The sequence below is a fragment of the Chryseobacterium sp. TB1-D10 genome (assembly GCF_059803555.1).
On the sequence record NZ_JAPFHB010000003.1, the window covers coordinates 310,343 to 332,333 of the forward strand.

Consider the following 21,991-nt stretch of genomic DNA (forward strand, 5'->3'; position numbering starts at 1 on the left):
TCAATACTTAATACAATCAAAAATGAAAAAACTAAACATATACTTCACCGCGGGCGTTCCACAATTGGAAGACACAGGAAAAATCGCCAGATTGGTTCAGGATTCTGGAGCGGATATGATGGAGATTGGAATTCCGTATTCTGATCCAGTTGCTGATGGACCTGTGATTCAAGATGCACACTCATTGGCTTTGAAAAACGGAATGAGTATAAAAAAACTATTCGATCAGCTGCTTGAAGTTAAAGATTCTGTGACTATTCCTAAGATTTTGATGGGTTATCTGAATCCTGTTTTGCAATTCGGGTTTGAAAACTTTTGCCAGAAATGTGCGGAAGTTGGTGTTTCGGGATTGATTATTCCTGATCTTCCACCAATTGCATTTGAAACAAAATACGGCGAGATTTTAAAGAAATACAATCTCAATTTTACATTTCTCGTAACGCCGGAAACTTCGGAAGAGCGAATCAAATATCTGGATTCTTTGAGTTCCGGATTCCTTTACGCCGTAAGCTCATCTTCCACTACCGGAAACGCAAACGCCGTTTTGAAAAACGAAGATTACTTAAATAGATTGGCTTCTTTAAACTTGACAAATCCAGTTTTCATCGGATTCGGAATCAAGGATAAAGCTGATTTTGAAAGCGTAACCGAGAAAGCGCAAGGCGGCATCATCGGAACGGCATTCGTGAAGGTTCTTCTTGAAAATGAAGATTGGGAAACTAAAGGAAAAGCATTTATAGAAGGCATTAATAATTAAAAAACAATATCTAATTTTAATTATTAATGAATAAAAAAAGAGTTTCAATCACTGAAACTCTTTTTTATTTTTAATCGTTGCTTTCGAAGATGGTTGAAAAAGCTGATGTGACCAGTGACAGTAAAATGCTGAACAAAAGCGCCCACCAGAAGCCATCGATACTCATACTGTCCATTAGGTAATCTGCTAAAAGAATTATTAATGCATTGATTACAAACGAAAATAAGCCAAGTGTGATGATCGTAATTGGCAGTGACAGAATCGACAGAATTGGTTTTACAATCAGGTTGAGGATTCCCAAAACAATGGCAAAAATAATAGTCGACATAAAGCCGTCAAAATGTACGCCTGTAAGGACTTTGCTAAGGATAAAAGCTGATATAGCGGTGATCAGCAAACGAATAATAAAGTTCATAGTTTTATATTTAATTGATTGGAATTTTCTATTCAAAAACCAGACCTAAACAGCTTTTGGCAAATAGCTTTTGGCTGATTGCTTTCAATTAGTATTTAGTTTTTTTGTAAATCTTCATTTCATTGAACTGCAAATCTTTCTCCTTCTCCATTTTGTCCGAAATCAAAATACCGGAAAGATGATCTATCTCGTGCTGGAAAATCACGGCGGTGAAACTTTCCACCATCTCGTCGTGCTTCTTGTTTTCGAGGTCACAATATTCCAGTCGAATGCTGTAGCTTCTGTAGAAATCACCACGGAAAGTTTCTATCGACAGGTCGCCTTCGGGACCTTTGTTCAGAAGTTCTGACCACCAAAGTATCTTCGGATTGATAAAATATTCCACCGGCGCGCCCTCTTTGTCAAACCGCTGAACCAGCACTACTCGCCTGTTGATGCCAACCTGAGGTGCCGCAATCCCAACGCCACCGCCCGTTGCAGCCAAAGCCAGCCTCATCCTCTCGATCAGGATTGGCAGATTTTTATCCTTTGGTGATATTTCCTCAGACGTTGCCAACAAAACTTGATGTTGTGCTTCGTTATCAGTCTGGAAAATCGGCAAAGCAGTTTTGACATCTCCGGCAAGGATCAATTCTTTTTCTTCTTTCGAGAATTTTTGAGAAAAAGCAAGCGTTCCCAAAAACATTAATATTAAAACCGTAAAATTCCGCATCTTCTATTTTTATTTCAAAGATAAATATTTTGGGCCCCTTATCCGTGCTCCGTTCCCGCTTTTTTCTGTCATTGCGAAAGAAGTGGCTCATTCTATTTGAACTTTTTCACAATCGCAATGACAGAAAAAGAGCTCCACTCAGCCCGGGGTGCGCTGCGCAAGGTTGAAACTTTTAGCATTTTGAATTAAGATTTAAACCAAATCTGAAGCATTCTGACATCTAAAAATAAGCCTTCGCCAAGTCCGATGGATAAAGCATTCGCAAAAAGCATCAAATTCATCAAGACGAATTTATAAACTCATCTTGATGAATTAAGAAAATCAACTTGATGAATTGATTAAAAGATATTGATGATTTAGACAAAGCATCAGTTCGATCTTCAATTTTGATAGTAATTATTTAAAAAAAAATGTTCCCCCGAAATGATTCGGAAGAACGCAAACTAGAGAGAAACTAACAACTATAACTTAGTTTTTATGAGGCTTCGGGCGCACACTAGATAACCACTTCATTTTTCCTTCTGTTGAAAATCCAGAAGATGATCGGGAAGATCAATAGGGTCAATATTGTTGCGGTAATCAGGCCACCAATGATGACAATCGCCAAAGGTTTCTGAGATTCCGATCCTATTCCGGTGGAAAGTGCTGCTGGCAGAAGTCCGATGGATGCCATCAAAGCGGTCATCACAACTGGTCGTGTTCTTACTTTCACGCCTTCCATAATGGAGGAATCCAGGGATAATCCGTTCTTGACATTTTGATGAAACTCGGAGATCAAAATCACACCATTCTGAATACAGATCCCAATCAGGGCAATCATCCCGACGCCAGCGGATATTCCAAAATTCATATTAGTTAAATGCAGTGCGATGATGGCGCCAATCAAAGCAAACGGAACATTCGCCAAAACCAAAAGTGAGTCTTTCATATTTCCGAAAAGAATGAACAGAAGGAAGAAAATCCCAATGATACTGATCGGAACCACCTGCGCCAATCTGCTGGTTGCTCTCTGCTGATTCTCAAACTGTCCGGTCCATCCAATTGAATAGCCATCCGGCAATTTGATCTTATCTACTTTCTTCTGAGCATCGGCAATCGTTCCTCCAAGATCACGGTCACGGATAGAGAACTTGACACCAATGTAACGTTTAATATCATCTCTGTAAATGAAAGCTGCCCCGTTTTCCTTCTCAATCGTACTGATCTCTTTCAATGGGATTTTCGCACCGTCCTGGGTTGGAACCATCAAGGAAGCTATATCTTCTTCATTCTTTCTGTATTCCTGAGCATAACGCAATCTGATCGGGAATTTTCGTTCGCCATCAAACATCTCGGAACCAGTCTTTCCACCAAAAGCCATTTCCAAAACAGCTTGCGCATCTGCTGGTAATACGCCATACGCCGCCATTTTGCTTCTGTCCAAAACCACACTGATTTCTGGCTGCCCAATATTCTTGATAATTCCAGGTTCTTTCACACCATCCACATTTTTGATAGAAGCCAGGACTTCTTCCGCCAATCTGTCCAAAGTATGAAGATTGTCACCATAGATCTTAATTCCGTTTTCCGCTTTGAAACCTGCGACAGCTTCGGCAACGTTATCGGAAATGGGCTGAGAATAATTGAAGGTGATGCCTTGGTAATTCTTCAGTTTTTTATCGATCTGCTCGATCAATTCATCATAAGTGATTTTCCGTTTCCATTCATCTTTTGGCTGGAGACTCACGGCGAACTGTACGAAACCAAATCCATTCGGGTCGGTTCCATCATTACTCCTGCCCGTTTGCGCCAGAACATCGGTCACTTCAGGGAAACTCATAATGTCTTTTTTGAGTTCATTGGCTGTGACCAAAGATTTGTCTAAGGACGAACTCATCGGCATCTCGGCAGTGATCCAAAGTGAACCTTCATTCAACTGCGGTAGGAATTCGGTTCCCAGGAATGTTGCTGAAAATAAAGTGATCGCTAAAACCACAGTTGAAACCACAAGGCTTATTTTCTTATATCTGAAGGTGAAATTCAAACCTCTCATCACATATTTGTCCCAGAATTCCACGAATGGGTTGTGTCTTTCCTTTACATTTTTCTTTAAGAGCAAATGCGACATCACAGGAACCAAAGTCAATGTGAATATCAATGCACCAAGCAATGCAAAACCTAAAGTGAATGCCAGCGGGGAAAACATTTTACCCTCAACCTTTTGGAAAGAAAAGATTGGTAAAAGAGATGTAATGATAATTAATTTTGAAAAGAAAATCGCTTTCCCCAATCCGGTTCCTGTCTGTTTGATCCAACCCGCTTTTGCCATTTTGTTGAAACGTTCCATGCCGTACTTCTTTGCTTTGTGGTCGAGCATCACGAATAATCCTTCGACCATCACGACAGCACCGTCAATGATAATCCCGAAATCGACTGCACCTAATGATAATAAGTTGGCGCTCATTCCGGCCATCTTCAGACAAAAAAAGGCAAACAGTAAGGACAATGGAATGATGATGGAAACAATCAATGTCGTTCGCCAATCTGCCATAAAGATCAATACGATGACTGTTACGAGAATAATCCCTTCCAAAAGATTGTGCATAACCGTATTGGTTGTAAAATCCATCAAGTTCTGGCGGTCATAGAAAGTTCTCATTTTGACATCCTTCGGGAGAATTTTGGTATTCAGTTCATCGATCTTGGCTTTTACCAGTTTCAGAACTTCCTGTGCATTCTCGCCTTTTCTCATCACGACGATTCCTTCCACGGTGTCATTCTGATTATTGAGAGAAGCTTGTCCAACTCTCGGCATCGAACCTTCGTGAACGTCTGCCACATATTTGACAAGAATTGGATTTCCGCTGTCATTGTGAACGGTGATATTTTCTATATCTGAAATTGATTTTACCAGACCAATTCCACGAACCACATAAGCCTGACCGCTTTTCTCGATGACATCGCCGCCGACATTGAGGTTGCTGTTTGTTACCGCTTCCAGAACTTCGGCTGGTGTCAGGTTATATTTGTCCAGTTTCCGTGGATCGATACTTAATTCAAAAACCTTATCCTGACCTCCGAAAACATTAACGTCCGCAACACCGGGAACACTTCGCAAGGCTCTGTCGACCACCCAGGTTTGGAGTGTCAGAAGGTCTCTGGAATCGCGGTCTTTGCTTTCTAATGTATAACGGTAAATCTCTCCGGTTGGACCGTAAGGTGGCTGAACTTCCGGGTCTATTTCGTCCGGTAAACTCACGGTTCGCAATTGGTTGTTGACCATATTTCTAGCGAAAATATCGTCTACGCCGTCCTCAAACAAGATCTTAACAATAGAAAGTCCAAACATTGTGGTACTTCGGACGCTTGTCTTTTTCTGGACGGGACTCATCGCCAACTCAATTGGTGTGGTGACGAATCGTTCCACTTCTTCTGCACTTCGCCCGTTCCACTGCGTGATGATGACGATTTGTGTATTCGTCACATCCGGGAAAGCTTCAATCGGCATATTCTTGAAACTGATGAAACCGGCAACCGCCAGAATCGCCACCCAAATGAATGTGAACGCTTTATTTTTAAGGGAAAATCCTATGATACTTTTTATGAATTTGTTCATATTTTATATTTTGAATCACAATTTTTATTTATGATTATTCATATTAATATTGATCCGTAGGTAAAACTTACGGCTATTGATATTAAACCTTGATGGTTTATCGGAAAAGCTTTAAATATTAGTTATTCAAAGAGCGGTAGATCAACAATTGATTGTTGGTCACCACGGTTTCTCCTTCGGAAAGTCCACTGGTGACATAGGTATTTTGGGAATTTTGTTTTAGAATTTTGATCTCTTTAACTTTAATATCCGTTTGTGATTTGTAAACCACTACGAAATATCGGTTGTCATCGAAAATCACAGCGCTGGACGGAATGGCCAAAGCGGTTTCATTTTCTGCAGAAGAAACTCTAATAGTTGCTTTACTTTCCGGGATCAATAAGCCTTGGGAATTATCTAGAACCACCCTAGCCTGCATAGAATTGGTATCTGGGTCGATGATCTTGAAGACCTTATCGATCTTACCAAAAAAGACTTTATCCGGGTAAGACAATGTGGAAACCTGGGCTTTCATTCCAAGGTTGATCTTATCAATATCCGCTTCGTTGACGTTCATTATTGCCCATACATTTTTGGTATTTGCAACGTCGAAGATATTCTCGCTTCGGTCGCTTCTGAGCTCCATATCTTTATTGATGTCTTTATGAACGATGTAGCCATTGATCGGCGAGATCACGCTGTAGATATTTCCTCTTTTCACATTGTAAACGGTGCTCACGGCGTTGGATCGATGCAAAGCATCTTTGGCTTTTTGAACTTCACCTTGTGCTTCCAAAATATCTTTTTCCGTGTTTAGTTTGCCTGCGTACATTTCTTTGGCAACGCGTAGATTGTTCTCTGCGACCAACAAATCTGTTTTTGCATCGCTGACATCCTTCTGAACTTCCGCCAATTCCGTACTTCTGATGGTTGCCAGAACCTGCCCTTTGTGGACATAATCTCCTAATTCAACATTCACACTTAAGACATTGCCGCCAACCAAAGGGAAAATATCGATGTAGGTATTTTTATCGGCAGAGATCTTTCCGTAGAAGCTGTATTCGTCCTCAATGAATTTCTTTTCCACTTTTGCGAATGTTGTGGACTTCAGCATTGTATTGCTCAGTTCAAAACCTTTTGCTACTTCCGGTACAGTTTCTTCTTTTTTGGAACAGGAAAGTAAACTGAGTGTTAAGATGATCGGAATAATAATTTTTTGCATTAATAAAAGATTTTGGTTTGTACTAATTGATTGAGCTGTTCTGCGGAAATCATAATCTGTTTTTTCATTTCGTAGATCTGCAGAACCGTTTGTCTGTAGCTTTCCAGGAAGTCCGTGAAGTCCATCAGGCTTATATTTCCGCTTCGGAAGTTTTTGAGGATGCCATTATAAACTGTATTTAGATTTTCAACATCCACAGGTTTCAGTTCGAAATATTGGTCGTATTGATTTTTCCAGGTCTGGTAGGCAGATTCTACCTGCGTTTCGAGATTCAGTTTTTGATATTCTGAGTTTTTCTCGTTTTGCTGAATGGCATATTTTGCTTTTTCAACATTTCCTTTATTCGCTTTCCAAAGTGGAATTGGGATTCCGACTTTCAGATTAATTTCATTTTTAAATGTTCCTGAGTTTTGATCGTACTCAGCTCCGAGATTTAAGTCTGGTGTGTTAAGTGATTTTTGCCATTGGGCGAAGAGTTTACTATTATCGATAAGTCTCAGATTATAAAGGTAATCGGCATTATTAACTAAAGCTTTTTCTTTAAGGATCTCCAAGTCGCCAAAAGGTTGAGAAATCAAAATATCATTCTCGTCAAGCTTGGAAATATTAGGGAGAATATTGTCTGAAATACCTGTCAGGATCTTCATATTTTGCTGAAAAGCGAGAATATTATTATTGATTTCAATCTTGTCCTTATTCAATTGAATGACGATGCTTTGAAGTCTTACATAATCTTTTAAAGAAATATTTCCTTTGTCTGTCTGAACTTTATAAGCTGCCAAAAGCTCATTCATATATTTCAGTTGTCCATCGATGCTGATCTGTTTTTTTTGCTCGTAAATCAGGTTGTAATACGTTTCCCGAAGTTGAGATCTTAGGTCGACCAACAATTGATTGAATTGTAATTGAGATAATTCTTTGTTGGATTTTGCAAACTGGATTTCGTTTTTCTTTTTTCCACCGAGATATATGAGTTGTGTGATCTCTGCGCCTTTTGCACGTCCAACGTCGAAAACGCGTTTGTCTTCGGGATTATAAGCATTCACGTAACCGCTAATTTGTGGAAGTTCCCAGATCTTGGCCTGCATAATATCGGCGTCTGCCATATTGATATTGTACTGCGCGGCGAGAACTTGAAGGTTGTTTTTTTGAAATGCTAATTCGCAATCCTGAAGAGACATCTGCTGCTGTCCGGATAGACAAACAAATGCCGAAACGGATAACACCAGCGTTGTTATTTTATTCATTTTATCTCGTTTTGGTTTTGCAAAAATGCTTTACTTCGATTAAAACGGACTTAAATGAGACTTAAAAAAAACTTAATTGTGGTTTTGAACGCAAAGCGCGCAAAGATTTTTTGAACTTATTGAAAATATTTTAAGATGCGCAAAGGCGCTTCGCTCAGGAAAGATTTATGATTTTCTCGCAGATTCAGCAGATTTTGCTAATTTGAATTGATTTACAAAAGTTTGATTGATAGGGAAATCCTCAACCTGGCGAAGCTGCAGCCCGACTTGAGCGGAAATCCTTTTTTGCTTGTACTCGAGTTCTATCTGATGTGAAATCGTCGTGCAAAAAAGATTGGGAGCGGAAGGCGGAAAAAGCTGCCCAATTAAAATATTATTTATTAAAAATTACTGTGAAAAGATTCTCCTTGTCGGAAAGTGAATTGTAAGAAATCTCAGCTTTGTGATATTCCAAAATGCGTTTTACGATGCGCAAACCAAGGCCAGAACCGGATTTGTTTTGAGAATTGCTGCCTCGCATAAAGGCTTCAAAGAGTTTTTCTCTTTCAGAAATTGGAATGATGGTTCCTTTGGAGAAAACATTGACAATGATTCGGAATTCTGTTTCTTTTATGGAAATATCAACTTCCTGATTATCTGAATACAAAGCTGCATTTTTAAATAAATTGACAAAAGTGATTTCGAGAAGAGATTTCACACCTTTCACTGTCAAAATTGAATCTTCTACACTTTCTTCATCGATCTGAAAATCCATTTTGAAGTCCGGGAAATTGCGGTTTACTTTTTCGAAAGCGTCAAAAACTACTTCGTCAATTCTGACTTCTTCATACACACTTGCAATACCTTCTTTATCAAACTTTGAAAGTAAAAGCAATGATATGGTAAGGTCAGACAACTGATGAACGTCCAAAAGCATCTGCTTCAAGGTGGCTTTGGTTTTCGGTGAATGATTTTCGAGCTGGATCAGATTCTCCAGCTGAAAAGCCATTCTCGTCAACGGTGTCCGCATCTCGTGGGCTGCACTGGAATTGAAGTCTTTCTGGGACTGGAAAACGTCATTCAATCGATTGGTCATCAGATTAAAAGAAGTTGCCAAAACGCCAATTTCATCTTTTGGATTTTTGACCAAAACAGGTGTGTTCAACTTATGAACGCTGATTTCCGAAATGTCCGCTTTCAGAATTTCCAAAGGTTCTAAAAATTTCGAAATAATATAATAGCAGAAAAACCAAATCAAAAGTATGCTGACAACATAAGAAAATATCAGCATATATTTCAAAAAGTCAAGTTTTGACTCTCCCGTAACGTCCTGAGCACTTGTAAGAATGTAATAATTATCGCCATTGATATTTCGGAGTGTTGCATAGATTTCTGGTGCAGAATGTTCTATATAAACTGTTTTCTCTTTGTCCAGCCGGTTTAAAAGATTTTCGTCCCAAGTGATTTTTTTGTCCTTCAAAGTACTGTAAACCAGTTGTTTTTCTGCATTGAAAATCATAATATTTTCATTCAGCAAAACGTTGTCGGAATTTTCATCAAAGAATATAGGTGCTTCCCGCTCAAAATCTCTGGATTTCTCAATAAAATTTACTGTAAAAACCAAACGTTTCTGAAAACGCTCCTTAAATTCATCTCGTCTAAAATCATTGAAAGAAACGTAAACTATAAACATCATAATCCCGAAAATCAAGGAAAATGCGATGCTAAGACTGATTGCTATTCTACGTTTGAGAGACATTTTTATGAATTATAAGTGATAAATGATTAGAACTTAAAACTATAATGGGCTTAGGTAATATCCAAAACCTGGTCTTGTGTGGATGAGTTTTGTTTTGAAGTTTTTATCGATTTTCTTTCTCAGGAAATTAATGTAAACTTCGATGGCGTTGTTTGTGGATTGGAATTGATTTTTCCAGACTTCATCGGAAATATATTGTTTGGAAAGTGTCCGACCGTTGGCTCTTGCCAATAAAACTAAGAGTTGCAATTCCTTTACTGTCAAATTGATTTCTTCACCAGAGCGGAAAACCTTGCTGTCTTCCGGGAAAATTTCCAGATCTTCTATGACGATTTTTTCTACCTCTTCTGTCTTTGGTGTCAGCCTTCTCATTTGGGAATTGATCCTCAATAATAATTCCTCAAGCAGAAAAGGTTTTACAAGGTAATCATCGGCAGCTCTCAGGAATGCTTCTTTTTTTTCTTCGATTCCGTCGTAGGCAGAAATAATGATGATGGGCGTTTCGGAGTTGGTTTCGCGGATGGTTTTACAGATTTCCAATCCGTTGATTTTCGGGACATTGATGTCAAGCAAAAAAATGTCGTAATCATTACCAGTAAACATATTCAGGAAAACTTCGCCGTCTTCTGCTTTGTCTGTTTTTATTGATTTTGATTCCAGAAAAAGTGCAATTTCTGAAGATAGAACAGAATCGTCTTCTAAAAGTAATGCCTGCATTTGTTAAGAATTTTTTACAAATATGGGAAAAAGTAAATTGGGAAAGGGAACGTTCTTATGTTTTAGGATTTATATTTTTCATTAATTTAGTTATTTAAAACATCACAAATGAAAAAATTCCTTGTATCACTATTTTTATTTTGCTCTGTTTTTACATTCAGCCAAAAAAGAGAAATGGTTGAGGCTTTTTCCAAACATAATTTTGACAAGACTATAGAAATAGGACAGGAAATTTTGAAATCGCAACCTGATGATTTCGAAACTATTCTTATGATTGCAAGAGCAGAAGATGAAAAAGGCAGTTTTAAAAATGCTCTTCCCTATCTTGAAAAAGCAAAGACATTAATGAAAGAAGACTGGCAAAAATCATGGACTTTTCTGGAAATTGCAAAAAATAATTTCGGGACTGGAAATCTTGAGATTGCGAAACAAAATTACGAGGAAGCAACTAAAATCACAGGTACAAAAAACTCAATGAAAAGTATAAGGAATTTTGGACTTTTGAGTGGTTTGGATGAGTTTTACAAAAACTGGACAGTCAGAGAATCTAAAAACCTAATTTTCCATTTTGAAAATGGTATTAATCAAAAAGAGATTGAACGAATTGTCACAACCAGACAAAAAGCTTTTGAGGAGATCAATTCTTTCTTCAATTCCAATATGCCAAAGAAAATTGACTTTTTTGTCTGGAATTTGAACGAAAGCTTTAATCCTGTCCTGAATAAAAATCTCGGGTTCTCTACTCCAATTTTTTCTATCTCCCATAGCAGATTCAACCAAACGCCTGGGCACGAAATTGCGCATAATATTTCGTTTTGGGGAAATAGCCAGATTATAAAAACACAATTGATAAATGAAGGAATTGGAGTATGCTTTGATCAGCAAAAGAATGATAAACTTAAAATTTCGCAGGAAGTTTATAAAAATAATTCTATTGATATCAAGGAAATCTGGAAAAATAATTCACCAGTAAATGATGACATTTTATATCCAATTGCAGGAGCTTTTGTTGAATATCTGATCAAATACGACAAAGAAAAATTTTTGAAATTATCAGAAAATCAAACTTATGAAAATGCGATCAAACTTTACGATGGAAGAATTGATGAGATTATTGAAAAATTCAATTTTGAAATGAAGTAATGATTTCGAAACAAAAGAAAACCGCTTCAAAAAATTTGAAACGGTTTTTATTTTTATTTTAAATTCTAGTTTTCCAAACCAGCTACAAGGTCTTTCCAGCCTTGAAGCTCCGGATTTCCCGGCTTTCTTTTTCCGAAGAACTGAACGATGAATTCCCCATCTTTATTGAAGACTTCAACTGAAGTTACTTCCCCATCTTCCGTTGGTTTTTTTGTGATCCAGGTTTCTGCAATTTTGGTTGTATCAAGGTGCAAGTTAAAATCCGGATCCATTACATTGAACCATTGCTGATGCCAAAGCGTTTTGTTCACTTCGCCTGTGTGAATCTGAATAATTCCTCTGTTCCCGACGAAAACCATTATCGGAATGTTCCGTTCAGAAGCATCCTCTAATACGTTTACAACCTTAGAATTGTCAATTTTTCGAGCATATCCTTCCGGCGCCAGTCTCAGAGCCTGCGTTCTGCTAACACCGAATTTTCTCGTCATCATAAAGAAATCGTGTGTATCCTGTAAATCTTTCCAAGCCTGTTGGAAACCAGCCACATCAATCTCAGCATCAGCTTTTTCCGCAGGTTTTGGAGCAACGGGTTCTGTTACGATTTCGTTGGATTGTTCGTCAGCTTTGTATTTTTCAGTCAAAGCATCAAATTCTTCTTCGTTGCTTTTGTTTGTCAAATATATTTTGTGAAGTGCCAATCCATCTTTTCCAAAAAATTGCAGGCTCTTTCTATCGCCTTCCACAACTGAGAAACCAAATTTCCAAGAGCTGATAAAAATCCTTAAATCGATATCTTCTCCTACGAAAACCTGTCCGTGCGGATTGCTGAAATCCGGGTTCAGATAAATACCTTTTCTCTCGTGAACACACTCGTCGTTTCTTGTCAAAGCCATTACTTTATCAAGCTTGATAACTTCCTGAAGAAGCGCTGCAAATTCCGGTTTCAAAACAGTAACACCATTTCCAACATTTGTTGCCAGCAATTCTGCTTCGCTAACGCCTAATTGTTCAGCTGCATTTCTTATTCTAAGATGTGGATTTTCTGCTTTCAGAACTTCCCATTTTTCTTTTAAATCGTTTGTTAATGTACTCATATTGATTTATTTAAGTTGATTATAATTTTTTATCCAAATAGTATCATTGTATTTTCCTTTACCGGATGTTTGCAGATGGTACAGGGAAAATTGTAGGCCTTGGAAATTGTTTCCGCCGTGAAAACATCTTCCGGAGAGCCGTGCGACAATACTTTCCCATTTTCCATCAATAAAATCGTGTCTGCAAAACGTGCCGCCAGATTGAGATCGTGCAAAACAACAATTGCCGTATTGCTATTCTGGGTGAAATTCTTTATCAGTTCCAAAGTTTTGTATTGATGTTTAACATCCAGATTATTAAGTGGTTCGTCCAGAAAAAGTAAAGTATTTTCTACCTCATTATCCAACTGAGCCAGAACTCTTGCCAAATGGACGCGCTGCTTTTCTCCGCCGGAAAGTGAGTTGTATTCTCTCTTTTGGAAATGCACAACATCGGTTTCAGCCATTGCTTTTTCAACCGATTGGAAATCCTCCGAATGCGGCTGTGAACTGAAATACGGATAACGACCCATCATCACAACATCCTTCACCAATAGCGGAATATCCTGTGCGTTGTGTTGGGAGAATTTGGCTTTATGCTTTGATAATTCATCCAGACTCCAATCTTTTAGAATTTTATCTTTGAAATGAATTTTTTGTTTGTTATCGGTCTTGATTTCGTTGGCGAGAACATTCAGAAGGCTGGATTTCCCGGCTCCATTTGGGCCAACAATTGCCAGAAATTCGCCGTAACCAATATTGATGTCGACATTTTTCAAAATGTTGACCTTCTGACTCTGATAATTGATTTGATGTCCTTTTATCATCTGAGTGTATTTTTAAATTTAATTAAAATGGCGATGAAAATCGGTCCGCCAATCAATGATGTTAAAATACCGATTGGTAATTCCGAAGGTGCAACGATTGTCCGGCTCAACGTATCTGCAATCAATAATAAAATGCTTCCGAAAATAGCTGATAAAGGCAATATATAGTGATAATCTGAACGGAAAAGCAATCTTAAAATATAAGGAACAATCAATCCGACAAATCCGATGGTTCCTGAAAATGCAACGCAAGTCCCAACCATTAATGCGGTGATTACTACGATTTGTTTCTTTAAAGTTTCAACATTGATTCCTAAATGCTCAGCATCTTTTTCGCCCAACATCATTGCATTCAATGCTTTTCCTTTTGGGAGAATGATGATGTAGGACAATAGTAAAACTACTGTTAAAATCATATTTTTAGTCCAAGTTGCTCCGGCGAGACTTCCCAGATTCCAGAATGTTAAATCTCTAAGTTGTTCGTCTTTGGAAATATAAATCAGAAATCCGGTGATTGAAAATCCAATTGAAGTGATGGCAACGCCGCTTAAAAGCATCATTACGACATTCGTCTTTCCGCCAAAAGTTGAAATTCTGTAAACGATAATCATTGCTAATAATGCACCAACGAATGCGGAAACACCGATTAAGGAATTTCTAACAATTTCAGGAAGATATTCCTCAAATGTATGACCCAAAACGATTGCAATTGCAGCCATTAAGGTTGCTCCGGAAGTTAAACCGATTGCTTCGCCTGTTGCCAAAGGATTTTTGAACATTCCCTGCAAAGTGGTTCCGGAAACGGCCAGCATACTTCCAATCAAAACGGTCATTATGATTCTGGAAGTCCGGACTTCCCAAATGATGTACTTTTCACTGAGAGATAATGAAGAATCTCCTGTTACAAACCTCCCGAAAACTTCGTACGCATTTGATTTTCCGAAGTCGTAAACCCCGATATTTAAAGATAAAACCATCATCAGCATTAATAAAACAATACCGATGATAGCGTAAAATGTAAGACTTTTTGATTTCAAATCGTTTCTTCTTTTGTTTCATAGGAATGAATTCCTATGTTAGAAAATCTGTCGTCCTTTTAGGACTTTTATTTTGTTGATTCGATTAGTAATTTGTTGAGGCTCAAAGCTGCTTCGCCAACTCTTGGTCCGAAGGAAGATAACAATCCGCCATCCAGAGCAATAACTTTCTTATTTTTACCAGCATTGGTCTGAGGAACTCCCGGCATTTTAAGAATACCTTCTGCTCCTCCTGAACCTTGCAATCCACTAGTGAAAAACAGCAGAACATCAGGATTTGACTGTACAACCGCTTCAGGTGTCAACGGTTTGAAATCTTCGAAATCGTTGGCTGCATTCTGTCCGCCAGCAATCTCGATCATACGCGCCATAGGTGTATTTTTGCCACCAACCATCATCATATTTCCTCTTGCGTAGATGAAGAGAACTTTCGGTTTTTTAGCAATTGGCCGGATTTGTTTTACATCTGCATCTATCTTGTCCAGTAATACTTGCTGATTTGTATTTCCTAAAGCTTTTGCAACTTGGTCAATCAATTTTTTAGTGCCATCGATTGTGAATTCCTGATTGAACAATTCTGTCCGGATTCCGGATGCCTTTATTTTCGTTAATAAGTCCGGATTGATGTCTTTATCAGAAGCTACAATCAAAGTAGGATTAAGTGCCATTATCGGCTCAATGGTCATAGAACGCACGTGGCCCAATTCTTCTGCAGTCGTTTTCAGACTTTCCGGATAGGTACTTGTAACGTCTATTCCTACGATTTCTTTTTCGTGTCCAAGAGCCGCTACAATCTCTGTAACACCACCACTGATACTGACTATTTTTTGGTTAGAAACCGTTGCTTCTGCGACTGTCTCTTTTTTTGCTTCTACTTTTGAATCTTCTTTTTTACAAGAAAATCCTGCAAAAAGTATGGCTGAAAGAACAGCTATTTTTATGTTTTTCATAAGTATTTGAATGTATTATTTTTAAAGTATTTCGTATTCAAATTGAGGATAACCTCTTTCTCCTTTGTCGTTCAGCATTTTGTTGAATCTCAACTTAAAGAAAAAACCTTCTGCATCTTTTATAATATAAAAACGATCGCCATAAACCTGTGCACCATTATTTCCTGTCACAGTTCGCCAATGATCTCCGATTGCTCTTTGATCATTAAAAATAAATTTGGACGCATCAATATCACTTGCTTTAAAAGTGCTGTAATATTGATCAGCATTAGTACCAGAAGGAATATTGACTTGATATGAACCAACACCATCCGTGATATTGTTAACTACAAAATCAGCAAAAACGTAGCTACCTGCAGATTCTCCTGTAGGATAGAAAACTTCATTTGTAAAAACTGTAAATCCGATATCCCAATTTTTTCGTTTTGGCTGAATGGTAACTTCTTTGCCGTTTTTTAAGCTGAAAAAATTGAGAGCGTAATCCGGTTTTTTCGAGATAATATATTCCGAATGTGGATTTGCGGAATTCAGATCTTTATATTTTAGTTTATATCCTTCATTAGATCTTGTAATTTGAATCAACATCCAGCCTCTCAGATCGCCTCCAGTTATTACAGAGCCAGGCGAAGTTGTTCCATTGTAGATATCACGACCCATATTTATAAGATAAATTGGATTTTCATTATCGTTAGTACTTATTGGAGCTATTGCAGTAGTCTGTTCTAAAAATCTTCCGTTTGGATTGTCTACATATTGCAGACTAGAAGCGACAAAACTTCCAACCATTACTTCATTTTGTAAAGACGAAACCTGAGAAGCTGTAACGGCATCAATATTATTTGCATTTGCTATTTTTCCTACAGCCATTATTATAGATCCATTGATAACAACACGAAACTCATCACCTGAATAAAAACCCAAATCCCAATCTGTTCTTTGATTGAAGGTCATACTATTCTCCAACGGTTCCGAAAGATCTACCCAAACCTGATTTCCTTGTTTATCTCCTCCAAGATTTGGCTCCAATGTCTGCCCTGTAATCGGAGGTACACTTACCGGATCTTCATCTGCAGCAAGGCAAGACTGAAGAATCACTGCGAAAAATAAAATGAATAAAATTTTTATAGACTTCATAGCTGATAATTTTAAAATTGATAGGTTAATCTCGCAACATAACTTCTGCCGTAGAAAAGATTGCTAACGCCTGTAGGAACATCGTGACCTACGGAATTGGTTGTGGAATTGTTGACAGAGGTAACGTCGAAAATATTTTTGACTCCTAAAGAAAAATCAAATTGATTGTTCCAGAAAGGCTGAGTAATAATAAAATCCATCATATGAAAATCTCCGATTTTCCCAAGATCATAACCATTTCCATTTGAAATATATCGTCTCTCTTCTCCCGAATATTTATAATATAAAGCAAACTGAGTCTGTGCTTTATCAAGGCGGTATGTTGCTGATGCACCTGCCTGGAGATTGTATTTGAAATCCGTAGGGGAAGTTTGTGCCAGATCGATCATTTCTCTTGAAATACCATTGACAGAAGCTCTCAAACCGAAAGTAAACAGGTCTTTCCTGAAATCAACATTGGCAGAAAAAAGCAAACTTTTATATGAATTTACATTCAGATATTTGAAAGTTGAAGGAAGACTTACAGTTACTAATTCTATTCTGTCTTTGACATCCAAATATAAAGTGTTTACGCTGTAAGCTATTTTCCAGTTATCAGCAGTTGTGAAATTCTGATCCCAAAAAGCGCCTACAGAAAATCCAGTTTCAGGATCAAGATCAGGATTACCCTGAACATCATGATTTGTATTTACAAAATACATAAAAAGCTCGTCATAAGTAGGATAACGATTTGCCGTCCCGAAAACGCCTCGAATATTAGAATTTTTTGAAGTTTTATATTTTGTAGATAATGAATAATTGAATTGATTATCAAATTTATTACTCAAAGATAGACGGGCTCCGGGTCTTAGCGTAAAACGATCACTTACGTTCCACTCAGCAGAAATAAAATTAGCATAAGTAAAAATTTTTCTGTCTACAACTTTATCACCAAGTCCTTCAAAGGCAATAAGTGCCGCATATCCAGCTGTATGATCCAGCTCGTAACCCAATTGAAAATCAAATATCTTGCTACCCAAAAAATTGCTAAACATCCCTCTGGAATACAAAACTTTGGTATTATAGTAAGACTGTTCATTGTCTTCTGACCTGATGCTTCTTTGTGGAATATCATAAGTGTAATCGTGGTATTTACGATTCTGACTTTGGTAAGAGAAATCTCCCAAATACCGTATATTTCCCAACTGGGTTTGAATATTGAATTGATTAATCCAGCGTTCTGTATTATATTCACGATCTTTACTGATGTAAGTTACACCACCTGCTCCATCATTCAACGGATCGCGATCTACAACAGGATTATAGAAATTAAATCTTTCATTCAAATAGGAAATTTTGTAAAACAAAGCTGTATTTCCTTTTGAATATTTAATAAGAGCATTGGTATCATATTGCTCTTTGGGATTCCAGTCGTAACCTCTTTTGTTATCACGCTCAAAATATTTATAACCATTTGAGTTACCTTCATAACCCATAAAATCATTATGATTAAAACTTAAATTAGCATACCAGTTTTCATTAAAATTATAACCTAAATTTAGATTCTGTATATGTCTGCCTTTTCCTCTTTTTCTCAGATTGTAACCATCTCTTACAGATTCTTCCTGAATGGATGCACGAAGACTAATTTTTTTTGATGCAGATTTTTTTGTGATGATATTGATGACACCTGCCAGAGCACCATTTCCGTACTCTACTCCCATACTTCCCTGTACAACTTCTATACGCTCTATATTGTTGAGACTAAGTTTTGTAAGGTCTATATTGCTTCCAAGACCTGTATCTCCAACAACCGGAATATTATCAATCAGAATTTTCACATAATTACCATCCAAACCAAGAATATTTGCTGTAGAATTACCAGATTTGGTATCAGGTGTGATCAAGATATTTAAGCTTTGATTCAGTACTTCTGCTACATTTGTAGCTGCCATATTTTTTATTTGCTCCTCATTTATAACTTCTACTTTATAAATAGACTTATTGATAGACTGAGGACTATATTGCCCGGTAACTACAACTTCTTCAATACTTTTCTGAGTAAGTGAATCTTTTTGACCGTATACAAAATTCAAAATTGCTACGGAAAAAATGCTCATTGTTCGCTTCTTCATTGAAAAATTTTTTTGCGAAGATAAGATTTTATTTAGACTGATTAAAAATAATTTGATACTTTTGTAGAATAATTCTAAATAACAATTCACGTTTAATAAAATCTACTATGAAAGCAAAACTATTTTTGGCAGCATCTATATTTGCAGTTGTTGCAAATGCACAGGTAACCACAATCAATGAAAACTTTGACGGATTCACAGCCGGAAATAATACTTTTCCTCAAAACGGCTGGTCAGCAATTTTACCGACTTCTCCTTTTCCGCCATCTCCAATGATGCTGGTTGTAGCAAATGGCACGAATAAATTTTTACAGGCATATCCGGGAAGTAGTTCAAACCAACCATTATACCTCATCACACCACAAATCGCAGCACCATCTGGCGATAAAGCTATTTCATTTGATGCAGGTCTTGTTGCCTCGTCTCCCGGGATAGCGACTATTCAGATTGGAGTTGCAAACAATCCGGCGAATATGGCCACCTTTACTGCCGTGGGAAATCCAGTACAGATCACAAGTTTTACAGCTTCCAATGTCAAGGTGAATATTCCAGCTTCTGCGGGAAATTATCTGGTAATAAGAGTTACGCCTACTGCTGCTCATACTGCTGTTCAGATTGATAATGTGATTTATAACACAAACCTGGCTGTCAGCGAAAGTGCATTCAATAGTAATAATATAAGATTTGCGGTGTCTCAGGATAATAACTCATTGAAATTTGATTCTGCGGTTGCTCTATCCAATGCAAAAATTTATTCAGCTGCTGGTCAGTTTGTATCGGAAGGAAAAATTAATAATAATACTTTTGACATCGCAAAACTGAAAACTGGCATATACTTCATCGTAATTGAAGATACTAACGGACAAGCTGTTAAATCAAAATTTATCAAAAAATAATCTTATTTATTTTATCTAATTTTTCTTTATAAAAAGTCTTTTAAGTTCATCTTAGGAGACTTTTTTTATATAATTATGTTTTGATGAGGATATGATATTTATCAATCATTATTTATAATCTTATTTAGAATAATTAAAAACAATTGTATAGTTTTGTAGAATAATTCTAAATAACAGCTTAAAATATTTTAAATCAATGAAAACAAAACTACTTCTGGCAAGCTTACTTGCTTTCACTGTGAATCAAACAGTATTATCCCAAACAGATGAAAACGGATATACACAAGTAAATCTTACAACAGGCGCACAGTACGCGAATCGCGTCTTTTTTGACCTTTCTTCAAACAACATCGTATCGCAACTTGCGACAGGATGGGATATTGCTTTTTACAGAAACAGTGCTATGGATTTTGGCATAAAAGTAAATGATGCAACAAACGTTTTGACATACCAGGTTTCTGCAGATCCTGCAGCTTTTGATACTGTGACGCCTGCAGATAAAGCAAATTGGGGAGATCCACTTTACAATCCGGACCAGACAGAGAGAATCCAGGATGGTGCGTTTGATGCAGCGACTTTGTTACCGGCATCCGGATTAAACTTCGGATGGGGTTCTTATGACATTGTGACTCATAAAGTAAACGGTAAGGTTGTGTTTGTATTAGAATATGGAACAACATACTACAAGTTCTTCATTAATGAATATGCTGCGGGTTACACTTTCAAATATGCAAAATGGAACGGAACATCTTGGGATGCAACACAAACCAGAACAATTGCAAACGGAACAGATGACGCATTTTTTAACTATTTCTCATTTGATACTGGTGCAAAAGTTCCAAACCTGGAGCCTGCGAAATCTAACTGGGATCTGATGTTTACAAGATATTATACATTTTATGCGAATATTATGATGTATAAATTATCCGGTGTGATCCAAAGTCCAAATGTGACTGTGGCAAAAGTACAACCGGAAGCTCAGGCAGTTTCTACTTTTACAGCGCCTGCAGCAACAGCCTATTCCAAAAACATTACAACAATCGGCCATTCCTGGAAACCGACGATAGGCGTAAATACCGACATCGTTTATTACATTAAAGAAGGTACTAAATATTACAGACTGTATTTCACTTCGAATGGAGGCGCTGCAAATGGAAATATGTATTTCAAGTACAAAGACATTACATCTTTATTGGCTGTAGCTGATTTTGGTAAAAAAGGAAGTTTCGGAATCTATCCAAATCCAACTAAAGAAGACAAAAAAGTAAATATCTTATTTGATGTAAAAGAAGCTGCTTCTAAAAACGGAACTGTACAGATTTTTGATTTCTCCGGTAAAAAAGTTTATGAAACTTCTATCGTAAATCAATCCGGATTCTCAGCTCAGGAAGTTGACCTAAACAGACTTTCATCTGGCAATTACCTCGTAAAAATAACTTACGGCGGGCAAACAGAAACAAAAAAACTTATTGTAAAATAAGTGATATTTTCACTGGTAAATATTGATTGATTTTTAAAAATCATATACAATCGCTATTTCGCCATTAGCTTTTGTGAAAAAATATTTACCGTGGCGATTTCAGATTTTATTCTTTATAAGACCACCTTCGGGTGGTTTTTTTGCGTCTTGTCATTTGATTAAATAATGAGTAAATTTGTATAAATAATTCCATTAAAAAAGTGAATTCTCTCATCAATACCAAAGTAAAGTTTCAGGATCTCGGAGTCAAAGATTATCAGCCAAGCTGGGACTATCAGGAAGAATTACTAAAACAGAATCTCGATATCAAAATCCATAACAGGGAAAATCCGGAAGATCTAAAAGAAACCATTAATCATCTGCTTTTTGTAGAACATCCGCACGTTTACACCTTAGGAAAGAGTGGTCACGAATCCAATCTTCTCGCCAACGAAAATAAGTTGAAAGAGATAGAGGCAACTTATGTAAAAGTGAATCGCGGCGGCGATATTACTTATCACGGTTTTGGGCAGGTTGTTGGCTACCCTATTCTGGATCTTGAGAATTTTTATACAGACATTCATCGTTACATGCGTGATTTGGAAGAAGTCATCATCAGAACCATTGCAGAATATGGATTAATAGGTGAACGCTCTCCTGGCGAAACAGGCGTTTGGTTTGATGTCGGAAAACCTTACGCGAGAAAGATTTGTGCTTTAGGCGTGAAAGCTTCACGTTGGATCACAATCCACGGTTTTGCTCTAAATGTGAATACAGATATGCGCTATTTCGATTACATCATTCCTTGCGGGATTTCTGATAAGCAAGTCACTTCTATGAAAAGAGAATTGGAAAAAGAAGTGGATTACGAAGAAGTTAAACAGAAAATCAAAAAGCACTTCGCTGATGTTTTCGGATGTGAACTAATCTTATAAATAATGGATGAATGATTTTAATCAAAATAGTCAATCACTTA

The 21,991-nt window shown here is 37.3% G+C and carries 18 protein-coding genes; 5 read left to right on the forward strand and 13 right to left on the reverse strand.

What is annotated here, in order from left to right; translation table 11 throughout:
* Positions 1-22: 22 nt before the first annotated feature.
* A complete protein-coding gene (gene trpA, locus OPU68_RS05970; protein ID WP_498473086.1) occupies positions 23-757 on the forward strand; it encodes a tryptophan synthase subunit alpha in 735 nt (244 codons plus the stop codon).
* A 70-nt stretch (positions 758-827) separates the two neighbouring features.
* On the opposite strand, the gene OPU68_RS05975 is transcribed toward trpA, so the two are convergent.
* The 7 genes from OPU68_RS05975 to OPU68_RS06005 all read right to left on the reverse strand — a co-directional run bounded on the left by OPU68_RS05975 (position 828) and on the right by OPU68_RS06005 (position 10,382).
* Positions 828-1,172, reverse strand: a complete 345-nt coding sequence (locus tag OPU68_RS05975; RefSeq protein ID WP_498473087.1) for a phage holin family protein — start codon at positions 1,170-1,172, stop codon at positions 828-830.
* 88 nt (positions 1,173-1,260) lie between these two features.
* Positions 1,261-1,884, reverse strand: a complete 624-nt coding sequence (locus tag OPU68_RS05980; RefSeq protein ID WP_498473088.1) for a peptide deformylase — start codon at positions 1,882-1,884, stop codon at positions 1,261-1,263.
* 496 nt (positions 1,885-2,380) lie between these two features.
* Positions 2,381-5,479 (reverse strand): efflux RND transporter permease subunit, encoded by a 3,099-nt coding sequence (locus OPU68_RS05985; protein WP_498473089.1) that lies wholly within the window; start codon positions 5,477-5,479, stop codon positions 2,381-2,383.
* A 118-nt stretch (positions 5,480-5,597) separates the two neighbouring features.
* Positions 5,598-6,680, reverse strand: coding sequence for an efflux RND transporter periplasmic adaptor subunit (locus tag OPU68_RS05990; protein ID WP_498473090.1), 1,083 nt, complete (start codon positions 6,678-6,680; stop codon positions 5,598-5,600).
* A complete protein-coding gene (locus OPU68_RS05995) occupies positions 6,680-7,927 on the reverse strand; it encodes a TolC family protein (RefSeq protein ID WP_498473091.1) in 1,248 nt (415 codons plus the stop codon). The genes OPU68_RS05990 and OPU68_RS05995 overlap by 1 nt, the downstream gene beginning before the upstream one ends.
* A gap of 373 nt (positions 7,928-8,300) precedes the next feature.
* On the reverse strand, positions 8,301-9,665 hold the full coding sequence (locus OPU68_RS06000) for a sensor histidine kinase (RefSeq protein WP_498473092.1): 1,365 nt from the start codon (positions 9,663-9,665) through the stop codon (positions 8,301-8,303).
* Positions 9,666-9,704: 39 nt separating this feature from the next.
* The gene (locus tag OPU68_RS06005; protein ID WP_498473093.1) at positions 9,705-10,382 is read right to left on the reverse strand and encodes a response regulator transcription factor; all 678 of its coding nucleotides are present in this window, start codon (positions 10,380-10,382) and stop codon (positions 9,705-9,707) included.
* Positions 10,383-10,490: 108 nt separating this feature from the next.
* On the opposite strand from OPU68_RS06005, the gene OPU68_RS06010 reads away from it, so the two are divergent.
* On the forward strand, positions 10,491-11,525 hold the full coding sequence (locus OPU68_RS06010; RefSeq protein WP_498473094.1) for a tetratricopeptide repeat protein: 1,035 nt from the start codon (positions 10,491-10,493) through the stop codon (positions 11,523-11,525).
* A gap of 65 nt (positions 11,526-11,590) precedes the next feature.
* Here the strand turns inward: OPU68_RS06010 and OPU68_RS06015 are convergent, their stop codons facing one another.
* The 6 genes from OPU68_RS06015 to OPU68_RS06040 form a co-directional block, all read right to left on the reverse strand.
* Complete coding sequence (locus tag OPU68_RS06015; RefSeq protein WP_498473095.1) at positions 11,591-12,619, reverse strand: hemin-degrading factor; 1,029 nt, start codon at positions 12,617-12,619, stop codon at positions 11,591-11,593.
* Between the two features lie 29 nt (positions 12,620-12,648).
* Positions 12,649-13,425: a heme ABC transporter ATP-binding protein gene (locus OPU68_RS06020; protein ID WP_498473096.1), complete on the reverse strand. Its 777-nt coding sequence runs from the start codon at positions 13,423-13,425 to the stop codon at positions 12,649-12,651.
* On the reverse strand, positions 13,422-14,462 hold the full coding sequence (locus OPU68_RS06025) for a FecCD family ABC transporter permease (protein ID WP_498473097.1): 1,041 nt from the start codon (positions 14,460-14,462) through the stop codon (positions 13,422-13,424). The genes OPU68_RS06020 and OPU68_RS06025 overlap by 4 nt, the downstream gene beginning before the upstream one ends.
* 68 nt (positions 14,463-14,530) lie before the next feature.
* Complete coding sequence (locus OPU68_RS06030; protein WP_498473098.1) at positions 14,531-15,412, reverse strand: heme/hemin ABC transporter substrate-binding protein; 882 nt, start codon at positions 15,410-15,412, stop codon at positions 14,531-14,533.
* A gap of 21 nt (positions 15,413-15,433) precedes the next feature.
* Positions 15,434-16,546, reverse strand: coding sequence for an HmuY family protein (locus tag OPU68_RS06035; RefSeq protein WP_498473099.1), 1,113 nt, complete (start codon positions 16,544-16,546; stop codon positions 15,434-15,436).
* 11 nt (positions 16,547-16,557) lie between these two features.
* Positions 16,558-18,660, reverse strand: coding sequence for a TonB-dependent receptor plug domain-containing protein (locus OPU68_RS06040; RefSeq protein ID WP_498473100.1), 2,103 nt, complete (start codon positions 18,658-18,660; stop codon positions 16,558-16,560).
* A gap of 107 nt (positions 18,661-18,767) precedes the next feature.
* Here OPU68_RS06040 and OPU68_RS06045 point away from each other — a divergent pair, with 107 nt between their 5' ends.
* The 3 genes from OPU68_RS06045 (at position 18,768) to lipB (ending at position 21,950) form a co-directional block, all read left to right on the forward strand.
* Positions 18,768-19,556 carry a T9SS type A sorting domain-containing protein gene (locus tag OPU68_RS06045; protein WP_498473101.1) on the forward strand — a complete coding sequence of 263 codons (789 nt, stop codon included), beginning with the start codon at positions 18,768-18,770 and terminating at the stop codon, positions 19,554-19,556.
* 196 nt (positions 19,557-19,752) lie between these two features.
* Positions 19,753-21,036 (forward strand): T9SS type A sorting domain-containing protein, encoded by a 1,284-nt coding sequence (locus tag OPU68_RS06050; RefSeq protein WP_498473102.1) that lies wholly within the window; start codon positions 19,753-19,755, stop codon positions 21,034-21,036.
* A 200-nt stretch (positions 21,037-21,236) separates the two neighbouring features.
* Positions 21,237-21,950, forward strand: coding sequence for a lipoyl(octanoyl) transferase LipB (gene lipB, locus OPU68_RS06055; RefSeq protein ID WP_498473103.1), 714 nt, complete (start codon positions 21,237-21,239; stop codon positions 21,948-21,950).
* Positions 21,951-21,991 lie beyond the last annotated feature (41 nt).